Origin of the sequence: Christiangramia sabulilitoris (assembly GCF_007050985.1) — a bacterium.
In the GTDB taxonomy this organism is placed as follows: domain Bacteria; phylum Bacteroidota; class Bacteroidia; order Flavobacteriales; family Flavobacteriaceae; genus Christiangramia; species Christiangramia sabulilitoris.
On the sequence record NZ_VHSF01000001.1, the window covers coordinates 139,767 to 152,132 of the forward strand.

Annotated in this window: 10 protein-coding genes; 9 read left to right on the plus strand and 1 reads right to left on the minus strand. The window is 37.9% G+C overall.

Features of this window, described 5'->3' with window-relative positions:
- Positions 1-3: 3 nt before the first annotated feature.
- From FGM01_RS00625 to flxY, 9 genes are read left to right on the plus strand one after another with little or no spacing between them, the layout of a single operon-like run.
- On the plus strand, positions 4-1,188 hold the full coding sequence (locus FGM01_RS00625) for a beta-ketoacyl-[acyl-carrier-protein] synthase family protein (RefSeq protein WP_143409188.1): 1,185 nt from the start codon (positions 4-6) through the stop codon (positions 1,186-1,188).
- Entirely contained in the window at positions 1,181-2,239 is a 1,059-nt protein-coding gene (locus FGM01_RS00630) for a beta-ketoacyl synthase N-terminal-like domain-containing protein (RefSeq protein WP_143409189.1), read from the plus strand. Before FGM01_RS00625 ends, FGM01_RS00630 begins: the two co-directional genes overlap by 8 nt.
- A complete protein-coding gene (locus FGM01_RS00635; RefSeq protein WP_143409190.1) occupies positions 2,236-3,006 on the plus strand; it encodes a polysaccharide deacetylase family protein in 771 nt (256 codons plus the stop codon). The genes FGM01_RS00630 and FGM01_RS00635 overlap by 4 nt, the downstream gene beginning before the upstream one ends.
- Positions 2,993-3,616, plus strand: a complete 624-nt coding sequence (gene lolA2 / locus FGM01_RS00640; protein WP_143409191.1) for a flexirubin biosynthesis/transport protein LolA2 — start codon at positions 2,993-2,995, stop codon at positions 3,614-3,616. Before FGM01_RS00635 ends, lolA2 begins: the two co-directional genes overlap by 14 nt.
- A gap of 28 nt (positions 3,617-3,644) precedes the next feature.
- Positions 3,645-4,010, plus strand: coding sequence for an ApeI family dehydratase (locus tag FGM01_RS00645; protein WP_143409192.1), 366 nt, complete (start codon positions 3,645-3,647; stop codon positions 4,008-4,010).
- Positions 4,007-5,257 (plus strand): DUF2062 domain-containing protein, encoded by a 1,251-nt coding sequence (locus FGM01_RS00650; RefSeq protein ID WP_423738341.1) that lies wholly within the window; start codon positions 4,007-4,009, stop codon positions 5,255-5,257. The genes FGM01_RS00645 and FGM01_RS00650 overlap by 4 nt, the downstream gene beginning before the upstream one ends.
- Positions 5,257-8,247: an MMPL family transporter gene (locus FGM01_RS00655; protein ID WP_143409193.1), complete on the plus strand. Its 2,991-nt coding sequence runs from the start codon at positions 5,257-5,259 to the stop codon at positions 8,245-8,247. The genes FGM01_RS00650 and FGM01_RS00655 overlap by 1 nt, the downstream gene beginning before the upstream one ends.
- The gene (locus FGM01_RS00660; RefSeq protein WP_143409194.1) at positions 8,247-9,908 is read left to right on the plus strand and encodes a C45 family peptidase; all 1,662 of its coding nucleotides are present in this window, start codon (positions 8,247-8,249) and stop codon (positions 9,906-9,908) included. Before FGM01_RS00655 ends, FGM01_RS00660 begins: the two co-directional genes overlap by 1 nt.
- A 1-nt stretch (position 9,909) precedes the next feature.
- Positions 9,910-11,184 (plus strand): flexirubin biosynthesis putative acyl-CoA ligase FlxY, encoded by a 1,275-nt coding sequence (gene flxY / locus FGM01_RS00665; RefSeq protein ID WP_143409195.1) that lies wholly within the window; start codon positions 9,910-9,912, stop codon positions 11,182-11,184.
- Here flxY and FGM01_RS00670 read toward each other — a convergent pair.
- Positions 11,176-12,366: a class I SAM-dependent methyltransferase gene (locus tag FGM01_RS00670; protein WP_143409196.1), complete on the minus strand. Its 1,191-nt coding sequence runs from the start codon at positions 12,364-12,366 to the stop codon at positions 11,176-11,178. The genes flxY and FGM01_RS00670 overlap by 9 nt on opposite strands.

The window sequence follows — 12,366 nt, forward strand, 5'->3', positions numbered from 1 at the left end:
ATTATGAAGGGTGTAGCCGTTACCGGAATGGGTATAATTTCTTCAATAGGCAGAAATCTGGACGACACCCTGTTTTCACTTCAGAATGCGAAAGATGGCATTTCGAAGCCTGAAATTCTTATAACCAGGCATAAGAATACTCCGGTTGGTGAAATTAAAATGACGAATTCAGATCTTTCTGAAATCTTAAACCTGCCTCCGGACAATAATTATACAAGGGCAGCACTTTTAGCAGTTTTCGCCATAAATGAATTATTAAGGAAATCGAATTTCATCCATTTTCCTGAAGATACGGCTTTGATCTCCGGCACCAGTATAGGCGGGATGGATAAAACCGAAGAACATTACTTCGACTTTCAGGAGAAAAAAGAAGTGCGAAAATATATTCAGGCGCAGCATCCGGGCTTTACTACTGAAAATGTAGCAGCTTATTTTGGCCTGGGCGGGAAAGTAACTACCCTTAGTACTGCATGTTCATCTTCTGCCAATGCTATAATGATGGGGGCCAGGTTGATTGCCTCGGGGAAATTGAAGAGAGTGATTGTTGGAGGTAGTGACTGCCTTACCAGATTCACTTTGAATGGTTTTCATTCCTTAAAAATCCTGTCCCAAACTAAAAACAGGCCTTTTGATGATGATCGTGACGGCTTGAATCTAGGGGAAGCTGCCGGATATCTACTTCTTGAAGCCGATGACTGTCTGAACGGAAAAAAAATTATGGGGAGGATATGCGGTTATGGGAATGCCAACGATGCATATCACCAGACTGCGTCCTCAGAAAATGGTGAAGGTGCTTACAGGGTTATTATGGCAGCCTTGAAGAAGGCAGATCTATCTCCTTCTGATATTAGTTATGTTAATGCGCATGGTACCGGGACAAATAATAATGACCTTTCAGAAAGCGTTGCCCTTACCAGAATTTTTGGTGATAATGTTCCGCCTTTCAGTTCTACCAAAGGTTTTACGGGTCATACCCTTGGAGCAGCAGGGGCTATAGAAGCAATTTTCAGTTTATTGAGCCTGCAGAATGATGAGATCTATCCTAACCTTAATTTCCAAAATCACATGCTGGAGACCGGTTTAAAGCCTGTACAGGTTTTGCGAAAACAAAAAGTAGATACTGTTCTATCTAATTCGTTTGGTTTCGGCGGAAACTGTACCTCCTTAATCTTCAGAAAAAATGACTAGGTTATTTGTGAACGGAATGGCCAGTATATCTCCACAACCGGAGAACATTTTCAATACCGGTCTGCCTGAAACTTTTAACGAGAATATATTACCGGCATTAGATCAGGATTATAAATCTATAATCAAACCAATGACGCTTAGAAGAATGTCACAGGGCGTAAAAATGGCCCTGTTTTGTTCAAAGCGGGCATTACTTGAAGCTGAAAGCGATAAACCTGATGCAATTCTGGTAGGGACAGGACAGGGGTGCATGCAGGATACCGAGAAATTCATGGAAAACATGCTGGTTTCTGAAGAAGGACTCTTGAGTCCAACTTCATTTATCCAGTCTACACATAATACGGTCGCAGGCCAGATCGCCCTGGATCTTAATTGTAATGGCCCCAATATGACCTTTACTCAGAATTCGGTTTCTTTTGAAAGCGCCTTGCTGGATGCTATGCTTCAAATCACTGATGAGGATTTCAATAATATTTTAGTTGGGGGAGTTGATGAGACTTCAAAAGAAATAACGGGTTTTCAGAAACTTGACGGGCAGATAAAAGAAGAGAAAATCAATAATCTTCATCTTTTTAGATCAAAAACCACCGGTACGATCATTTCAGAAGCTGCGGCATTTTTTATTTTGGGTAAACATAAAACTCCCAAATCTTACGCTGAAATGCTGGATGTAGAGATCTTTAATGCCATAGATATTTCAGACTTAAACTCCAGTGTACTTAGCTTTTTAAATAGAAATGGATTGACTGTTTCAGAAATTGATGCCGTCATACTGGGTAAAAATGGAGATTTGCGCTTTGATCTTTACTATGATAAAATCCAGAAAGGTTTATTTTCAGATATATGCCAGATAGGCTTTAAACATCTTGTTGGTGAGAATAATGCTGTGTCCTCTTATGCCTTCTGGCTGGCTTCAAAAATCCTGAAAGAGCAAACTGTTCCTGAAATTTTTAAACTGAATACTATAAATTGCACAAAACCCGGTTTTATATTGATCTATAATCAATATCTGGGTAGAAATCACGGATTAACTCTTTTACGAAGCATTTGAGTCATAGAACGATCAAAATTTTATTTTTTCTTGCGATCATAGTTGCGGGAATTCTATTCTATCTGGAGATTTGGCCAATCTGGCCTGTTCCGGTGATAGGAATGATGTACCTGTTGCTAATGCTGGTTCTTTCCTCGAACGTGGGCTTAAATTTCTTTGTGCAGGCCTATAATCAAAACCCTGATTTTCCAGTAAATGCAGTGGCCCTTAGTTTCGACGACGGCCCTGTGGAAAACACCATTAAAATTCTGGATATTCTGGATAAACATAATGCGAAAGCGGCTTTCTTCTGTATAGGTTCGAATATTGAAAAATATCCGGAAATATTTCAGGAGATCATAAATAGGGGTCATATTGTGGGTAACCATACATATTCTCATACAAGAAGAATGGGTTTTTTAAGCACGAAAAGAATTGTTGAAGAAATTGAAAAGTGCAATAAGATCGCTGAAAAAACTGCCGGCATTAAATTGAATCTCTTCAGACCGCCCTTTGGAATCATTAACCCGAAAACTGCAAAAGCTTTGAAAACTACCGGGCATAGGGTAGTAGGATGGAATGTAAGGCCATACGACGCGATTACAAAATCCCCTGAAAAGATCATCCATAGAATCACCAGAAATCTTAAAAAAGGTGACCTGATTCTTCTTCATGATAATATGCCTAAAACTTCAGATATACTGGAACAGTTATTGGTAATCTTAGAGCAACAAAATTTCAGAACCGTAAGGCCCGATATATTATTTGATATTCATGCGTATAATTAATTTTTTAATACTGCTTTGTGGCTTCAGTTTCTATGCCCAGACCAGTGACTTGAGTTCTTCAGAAAAACAGGCGTTTAAGGCAAATGTTATTGAAAAGTCCAATGATATAAAAAGCTTTTCCGCCGATTTTTCTCAGAAAAGGCATATGAAAATGATGGAGGGAAACCCCGAAAGTCGCGGGAAAGTCTATTACCAGTCCCCAAATACTCTCAAGTGGGAATACTTAAGCCCTTATCAGTATCAATTGCTTTTTAAGGAGTCAAAACTTTTCATTGTAGAAGAAGGACATTTATCTGAGGTGGATCTTGCTTCCAACAAGTTGTTTGATAAGATGGGCGAGATGGTCGCCGGCTCTATGAACGGGCAGATCTTGAAAGCTGAGAAGGATTTTGAAATTAATTATCATTATGCAGAAAATGGGGTTAGAGCTATTATTATCCCTCGGGATCCTAATCTAAAAAATATGTTTAGCGAGATTTGGATCAATTTTAATACAGATCACCTTATTCGCTCTGTGAAACTTATAGATCCCTCTGGGGATTTTACAGAAATAAGCATGAAGAATATTAAAATTAATCAACCTATTCCTCCCTCAGTTTTTCAAAACTAAAGTATCTTGGTCTTTCTAAATTTAACACATGATTTTAGAAGACTTTTATGAAGTTACCCATACTTCAGTATCCGGAGATTCTGCAATAACTAAACTGCAGATCAATAAAGATCATGAAATTTATAAAGGTCATTTCCCCGGAAGACCGGTTACACCTGGTGTGGTACTTATGCAATTGTTCAAGGAAGAAGCTGAAAGGATCTTTGCTAAAAAACTTCAATTGGTTAGGGCAGATAATGTGAAATTTACCGCTGTTTTTGATCCTACCGTCAACAGGGAATTAATTCTGGAATCAGATATAACTGAGGTAGGTGAATTTATAAAGCTGAAAGGTTCTGCCCGAAATAGTGATGGTACAGTATTAAAACTTAATTGCCTTTACAAGGCAGGATGATTATCGAGTCCTGGAATGATTTTCTTATAAAAGATCAGAGAGTGATAAAAGAACCTGTTTTTCAACAAAGATTTAAAGATCTGAATTGCTGTGTGATCGTGCCTACATATAATAATGCACATTCACTGGAAAACTTTTTGGCAGATCTAAAGCTTTATACTAACCAGATCATTATCATCAATGACGGCTCCACCGATGCTACCGGCCAAATTCTTGAAAAGCATCCTGAAATTCAGCAAAAAAAACATTCGGAAAATAAGGGAAAGGGGATCGCCCTGAAAACCGGTTTTAAATTGGCAGAAGACCTGGGTTATGATTATGCCATTACAATAGATTCAGACGGGCAGCATTATCCCGATGATCTTGATGTATTTCTTACAGAATTAGAAAAAAGAAAAGAAAGCGACCCGGAATTACTTTTAGTAGGAGACCGGAATATGGGCCGGGATGGAATTCCTGGTAAAAGCAGTAAGGGAAATAGATTTTCAAATTTCTGGTTTCTGGTGGTAACTGGTATAGAATTGCATGATACCCAGAGTGGCTACAGGCTTTACCCTGTAAAAATTGTTAATTCCCTAAAGCTTTTAACCTGGAAATTTGAATTTGAGATAGAGGTTCTGGTAAAAGCAGCCTGGAAAAAGGTAGAAGTGAGAAATATACCGGTAAAGGTACTTTATCAGGAAGATGAACGAGTTACTCACTTTAGACCATTCCAAGATATTGTTAGAATTGTATTGCTTTATATGTGGTTTGTTCTGGTAAGCTTTTTTTACATACATCCAAAGAATAAATATCAGGATTTCAAGAAAAAAGGCTTTAAGAAATTCTGGGAGGAGGATATAATTAAGAGCAATGAACCTCCCCATAAAAAAGCAGCAGCAATAGCCCTGGGAGTTTTTGTTGGAATTTCTCCATTTTGGGGAATTCATACCCTCCTGGTATTTACCCTGGCGGCGGTTTTAAATTTAAATAAGGTTATAGCCTTTTTATTTAGTAATATAAGCATACCACCTTTTATTCCCTTTATCATATACGCCAGTTATCAATTTGGTTCATTTCTTACTGGTAAAGGTTTTGACTGGAAGTTGAAACTTCAAAAGTTTGAATCTGGAGCCGACCTCTTTACAAGTTTAGGACAGTATGTCCTGGGCAGTTTTGCCCTAGCTATTGTCATGGCAGGATGTCTGTGGATTGTTTTTTATTTTTTATTTTCGGTCTTTAACCCAAAGCAGGTCGTGAAACCTTAATGCAGAATTTTTTCCATAATATTCATACTTACCTGAAAAACCATAAAATCGCAGGTCTTTTTTTGGTTTTGGCCTACACCATAATTGTTTCTTTTCTGGCCTGGAATATAGAATTGGAAGAAGATATAACCAAGCTTATTCCTGCTGGTGAGAAGCAACAGCTAATAAAACGGATTCTCGAAGAAACCGATTTCTCAGATAAAATTATAGTTAGTATTTCGGCGGGGCAGGAAATGCAATCCCCTGATCTTCTGGTTGCATATGCCAATGAATTTACTCAAATATTAGATCAGGATTTTTCAGATGTAATCCTGGAAGTAAAAGGTAAGGTGCCTGAGAAAGATATAAGGCAGGTTTATAATTTTGTATACAATAATCTGCCATTATTCCTGGAACAGGAAAATTATGATCTAATTACAAACAGACTCAAAGAGGATAGTATAAGTAGCCGGCTTGGTTCGGCCTACAGACAACTTATGTCACCCACAGGTTTCGTTACCAAGGATTATATTTTAAAGGATCCTTTGGGATTTGCCAATCTTGGTCTGGCCAGGCTTCAGGAATTACAGGTTGGTGATAACTTCAGTATTTATAAAAATTATCTCATTACCAGGGACCAGAAGAATATTATTTTATTCCTAGATCCGGCTTACCCGGCTTCTGAAACCGCTAAAAATGAGGTTTTTATTAATAACCTCGACAATACAATTGCCGCTCTGAATAAGAAATTTAGCGAAGTAGAAGGTAGTTATTTTGGTGGTGTGCTCTATTCCCTGGCGAATGCAAACAGGATCAAAAAGGATATTCGTTTGACCATGGGTATTGCACTAAGTCTGTTACTATTGCTGTTGATATTCTTTTACAGAAAAATATATGTTCCGCTGCTCTTATTTCTGCCAAGTCTGCTTTCCGGAATTACTGCCCTGGCAATTTTAAGCGTTATTAGGGGTAGCGTTTCAGCGATATCTTTAGGTATAGGTGCAATTTTACTTGGAGTAACCTTGGATTACGCTTTACATATCCTGACTCATTACAGGAATAACCGGAATGTGGAAGATTTGTTTCGGGATATTACAAAACCGGTGTTGATGAGTAGCGTTACCACTGCGATGGCTTTTCTATGTTTGATATTTGTGGGTAGTGAAGCACTTAATGAATTAGGAATATTTTCCGCATTGAGCGTTCTATTGTCCTCGGTCTTTGCACTTGTTATCATTCCATTAAGTTACAACCCACCCGAAAAAGGTGCTGAAAAGGAAACTTTTTTAGACAGAATAGCGGCTATAGATTATTCGAAAATTAAACCATTGCTATTTTTGATCCTGGCAGTTTTTATAATTTCTCTGTTTTATTTTGATAAGGTACAATTTAATAGTGACCTGGATAAAATAAATTATCAGCCTTTAGAAGTTAAGGAGCTGGAAAACAGGATAGAAGAACTGGCCGGCAGGGATGGCAAAAGCATTTATATGGTGGCCTATGGAAATTCTGTAGACGAAGCTTTGCAACAAAATAATAAATTATACCGGGATCTTCTTGATTATAAAGAGGAAGGAATCATAAATAATTTTAGCAGCATTGGTGGTGTGATCTCCTCAACATCTACACAAACCAATAAGATCGAAAACTGGGATTCTTTCTGGACAGCCCCCAAAAAGGACAGTTTACAGGCATCTTTGATCGATATTTCGTCCAAATATGGTTTTAGACCTGAAACTTTTAGCGAATTTTATAACCTCCTGGACAAAGATTTTGAAACGATTGGCCTTAATGACTATAAGAAGGCAGGTTCTTTTTATTTGAATGATTTCATTTCTGAAGGTGAAGGCTTTGCCACAGTTACCAGCACGGTAAATTTACCAGAAAGCAAGGCTGAAGAGTTTACCGGGAAGTTCGTAAATATACCGGGGGTATTCGCTTTAGACCGGAAAGCTTTGAATCAAAGCTTTTTAGGCAATCTTAAAGATGATTTCAATAAGTTGATCCTGACATCTATTCTCGCAGTATTTCTTGTATTGATAATTTCTTATCGTAGCCTGGAAATAAGTCTGTTTACCTTATTGCCAATCGCAGTTACCTGGATCTGTGCTCTGGGCATCATGGCCATGTTGAATATCGAGTTCAATATTCTCAATATCATTATATCCACTTTTATTTTTGGTCTCGGCCTCGATTATAGCATATTTATTACTAATGCCAGCCTTTATGAATATGAAACAGGGGAATTTAAATTAAAGACTTATCAAAGTTCTATTCTTATTTCTGTGCTTACAACCTTGCTGGGAATGGGAGCCTTAATATTTGCAGGGCATCCCGCTTTAAGGTCAATCTCAATAGTATCGATCATTGGCGTGATTACAGCAGTCGCAGTTAGTTTTGTGATCCAAAGAGCTATTTTTAGGCGGCTGATTATAAATAGAGTAAAAGAGGGAAATGTTCCTTTTCATTTCAAGGAATTATTAGATTTTAAAGGTAGAATAACAAATACTGAAAGTGAAAAATTATATAGAACCAGGGCGGTTCTGAATAATTACCGGTATAAGTCGGTTTATTCTGAAGTGAAGAAAAGTTTCAGGCATAATCGTGAAAAGAACGTGAGAATAAGCCGGTATATTGAAGAGGGTGAAAGTGTGGCCGTGATCAACGCAGGTTATGGACTATTAGCATTATATCTTTCGTATAAAATCAAAGATGTAGAGATCAGTGCTTATACCACAGATAATATGGACTATGAATTAGCGCGAGGCACCTCAAGGACTAAAAACTCCAAACTTACTTTCTATAACGAATTGAATAAGCTCCCGGTTGCAAAGACCTATATTATAAATCACAACCCTGAGGACTTAAATATGGTGAAGGAGTTGGTTAAAAAACATGGAGAGAAAGTAATTTTAGTAGATTCCAGTGTATCTTACAGGTGGTTACTAGATCTTAATTTTGAAATTATCTACAGGCAAAATAAGATGATGGTACTAAAAAAACTGGATTAATGAGAAAACAAGCTCTTATCATCCTGCTTTTAATCCTGTTTTTTTCCTCATGCGGGATAAAAACTTCTTTACAACAAAGGCCTGATATAACTGGAATTGAGCATATAGATACTACCAGGATTAAACACAGCGATACCTATTACAGCCTGGGGAAAAATCAACTTTTTCAAAATGAACAGGGTATCTGGGAACTCTACCTGGAAGGAAACGCGCTGGAAAGAGGGGTTGCGAATGGAAGTTTAACCCGTGAATTGATACACCACCAGGAAGTAGCATTTATGAATAAGCTTCAGGAAATGGTTCCTTCAAAAAGCTATCGTGGATTCCTTAAATCTGTTGTTTCATGGTTTAACAGGAAAATGTATTTATATGTTCCTGAAGAGTATAAACAGGAAATTTTTGGAGTTTCAAGATATGGGTTAAAAAAGTATGATGATTTCGCTCCGGGGTATGTACGCATGCTGTATTTTCATGGCGCTCATGATATTGGGCACGCCTTGCAGGATTTGATGCTGGTTGGATGTACCTCTTTTGCGGCCTGGAATTCCAGGACCAGCGACGGTGAATTGTTACTGGGTAGAAATTTTGATTTTTATGCCGGTGATGAATTCGGGGAACAGAAAATCGTTGCCTTTATTAACCCTGAAAAGGGACATAAATTCATGATGTATACCTGGGGTGGAATGATTGGTACAGTTAGCGGAATGAATGTTCAGGGCATTACCGTTACGATCAATGCTGGAAAATCAAAAATGCCTTTGATGGCAAAAACGCCGGTTAGCCTTTTAGCACGCGAAATTCTGCAGTACGCTTCAAGTACTACAGAAGCTATAGAAATTGCCCGTAAAAGGGAGGTTTTTGTTTCTGAATCTATTATGGTAGGTAGTGGAAATGAAAAAAAAGCAATTCTAATCGAGGTGTCTCCAGATAATTTTGGAGTCTATGAAGTACCAAATTCAGATGAGCTAATATGCAGTAATCATTTTCAAAGCAAGCCATATCTGGAAGACCGCCGAAATTTAAAGACAATAAAGGAAAGCCATTCCAAATACCGCTACGATCGTATGCAGCAATTACTGCATAAAAATTCAAAGCTTGATCCTGAAAAAGCAGTTGATATTTTGAGAAATATGCAGGGTATGGATGGTGCTAAGATTGGTTATGGAAATGAAAAAGCGATCAACCAATTATTGGCACATCATGGGATAATCTTCAAACCTGAAGAATTAAAGGTTTGGGTTTCTTCAAATCCTTACCAGCTGGGAGAATTTGTGGCCTACGATTTAGATAAAGCATTCAAAAAATTCACCACGGCACCAGTGGATCACTCAGTTTCGGTTTCCGAAGAGAATATCCCAGCCAGTAATTTTATATCAACCAGTACTTTCCGGGATTATGAAGAATACAGAAAGCTGGAAGAAGTGATCAAAAGGAAATTTGCCGAAAACAATGTGGTTGATATTGCCCAGGCTAAAAAGCTGGTAGAATTGAACCCGGATTTTTGGGAAGCCTGGTTTTTAGCCGGTAAGGTCTTTTACCAGAAAAAAGATTATAAAAATGCCGTTATCCATTTTAAACAAGCCAGAAGGAGAGAGATCACCACAATTCCTGATGAATTAATGCTGGATAAGATGATTAGAAAGAGTTATCGAAAATTATAAAATGAAGAATTATTCTTTTGAAAATATCAATAAGATAAGGGAGATCCAGTGGCAGTTATTCAGGACCCAATTGGAGTACATAGCAGAAAGATCACCGTTTTATAAAAAGCTTTTTGAACAAAAGTCTATTAAGGTTAGTGATGTCAATTCATTTCATGACCTAAAAAAACTCCCAATAACCTCAAAAGAAGAACTGCAGCGCTTTAATTCAGAATTTATTGCGGTGCCGGAAGAAGATATTATCGATTATGTGACAACTTCGGGAACTTTGGGTAGTCCTGTAAGTTTTGCATTAAATGATGCTGACCTGGACCGGCTCGCAGAAAATGAATATAGATCTTTTAAGTTGATAGGGATTAAAAAGAGTGATAAGGTACAAATCACTACTACTCTGGACCGCAGGTTTATGGCCGGGGTTGCCTACTTTCTGGGTTTAAGAAAACTGGGTGCAGGGATAATAAGGACCGGGAGTGGTTTACCCCAATTGCAGTGGGAAAGTATTTCAAGGTTTAAGCCAGATTACCTGGTCGCGGTACCTTCATTTTTACTGAAAATGATCCAGTATGCCCTGGAGAACCAAATTGATTATAGAAATAGCTCCATCAAAGCTGCGATCTGTATAGGGGAACCTTTAAGGGATGAAAATTTCAATTTAAATGCATTAGGGCAGAAAATCACCAAACTGTGGGATATTGAATTGTTTTCAACCTACGCCTCTACAGAAATGTCTACGGCTTTTACTGAATGTCCTGAGCATGCTGGCAACCATGTTCCAACCGACCTCATCTATACTGAAGTTCTCAATGAAAGCGGAGACCAGGTGAAAACTGGTGAGATTGGTGAATTAGTAGTTACACCACTGGGCACCAGAACGATGCCATTATTAAGATTTGCTACGGGCGATATGTTGACCTATTTCAATGAATCCTGCCTCTGCCAAAGAAATACACCCAGGTTAGGACCGGTGATTGGGAGGAAACAACAAAAGATCAAATTGAAAGGAACCAGTCTTTATCCACAACATTTAATCGAAGTGCTCAATGCATATAGTGGAGTGGAAAATTACGTTATTGAAGCCAGCCTGGATAATTTGGGTCGCGATGTAGTGAAAATTTTTGTTCCCGAAACTTTCAATGAAATTGATGAACTAAAAGATGTTTTTCGTTCCAGAATTAATGTTACCCCACAAATTGAGACAAAAGACCTTCGGGAAATCAACAGGATGAAATTACCCCGCGGCAGCCGTAAACCGCAAATTTTTCAAGATCTAAGGTGATGATATTTTTTCACATATAAGGACTATCTTTTCTTCATTGCTGTTCGTAGTAAAGAATATATAAGTTTCTCCGCCATCTTTAATTTTGAACCGTTTGCGAAGATTCTCTACAGATTCCGGAAAATTCCTGGTAGCTATATTCGCCTTTATCGACTTAAAGTATCGCTTTAGGTCAGATGGCTTATAATCCTTAATATCAATTATTCTGAAAGTTCTTCCGGGGAACTTTTTTAAATTTTCTGAAGTAAAAAGATGAGAATGTTGATGTAGCTTAACGGTCTGAGTTTCGATGCCCAGCTGCTCAAATAAACCACTTTTCATAATGGCTGCATTAGGCTCATATAAATATTCCAGCGGTTGTTGATATTTTATGTTCAGGCTTCTTAAGCCAGGATCCTGAATGAACTCCTGTTCATGATCCTTTTCAAAATTGAAGGTTTTGATAACTGGATTAGCTGAATATCCTTTTTCGAGAATCCATAGCAGTTCTTTTACCTCGTTCCTTACTGCAACGATGTGTATTTCCTTAACATATTTAAGTTCTCTAATTCCCATACTTATATCCAGAACGGGAGAACTTTTTATCATAATATTATTTGTGCATTGAAGGATCAGATCCAGATTTTCCGGAATATTTGGCTCGCAATCTTCCAGTTTAAAAACTTTCTGGCCTTTTTCATCCCGGCGTGCAGGATCCACGAAAACCCAGTCGAATTTATATTCAGTATTTTCTAATATCTGCAATCCGTCACCTGTCTTTACTGTAATATTATCTGCCTTTAGAGCACTAAAATTATGTGCCGCGACATCGGCAAGGTCTTTATTTAGCTCACAATAAATAAATTCATTAAAATTTCTGGATAGGTAATAAGAATCTATCCCAAGCCCACCGGTAAGGTCTATTCCTGTATTGCCCTTTAAGAGAGATGCCTTGTACTTTGCACTTACCTGGGAAGAAGATTGTTCAAGATTTAATTTCGCCGGGTAAATAATGCCTGGATTCCGGAAAAATTCAGGGAATTTCTTTTCGGCTACCTTTAACCCCTTGATTTGAATGGCAATTTCCTGGATACTCAGGTTATCGAACGGGCTTCCCTTTAGAATAAGAGCCGGCAGATCCTTTTTCAGATTTTCTTTTATAAACCTGGTAACTTCAGGCTCAAGAATAGCCTTGTTCAACAT

What these genes read in the sequence shown, in the direction of transcription:
- FGM01_RS00625 (WP_143409188.1), top strand. Translation starts at nt 4, where the DNA reads ATGAAGGGTGTAGCCGTTACCGGAATGGGTATAATTTCTTCAATAGGC.
- FGM01_RS00650 (WP_423738341.1), top strand. Translation starts at nt 4,007, where the DNA reads ATGATTATCGAGTCCTGGAATGATTTTCTTATAAAAGATCAGAGAGTG.
- flxY (WP_143409195.1), top strand. Translation starts at nt 9,910, where the DNA reads ATGAAGAATTATTCTTTTGAAAATATCAATAAGATAAGGGAGATCCAG.
- FGM01_RS00630 (WP_143409189.1), top strand. Translation starts at nt 1,181, where the DNA reads ATGACTAGGTTATTTGTGAACGGAATGGCCAGTATATCTCCACAACCG.
- FGM01_RS00655 (WP_143409193.1), top strand. Translation starts at nt 5,257, where the DNA reads ATGCAGAATTTTTTCCATAATATTCATACTTACCTGAAAAACCATAAA.
- lolA2 (WP_143409191.1), top strand. Translation starts at nt 2,993, where the DNA reads ATGCGTATAATTAATTTTTTAATACTGCTTTGTGGCTTCAGTTTCTAT.
- FGM01_RS00670 (WP_143409196.1), bottom strand. Translation starts at nt 12,366, where the DNA reads ATGTTGAACAAGGCTATTCTTGAGCCTGAAGTTACCAGGTTTATAAAA.
- FGM01_RS00660 (WP_143409194.1), top strand. Translation starts at nt 8,247, where the DNA reads ATGAGAAAACAAGCTCTTATCATCCTGCTTTTAATCCTGTTTTTTTCC.
- FGM01_RS00645 (WP_143409192.1), top strand. Translation starts at nt 3,645, where the DNA reads ATGATTTTAGAAGACTTTTATGAAGTTACCCATACTTCAGTATCCGGA.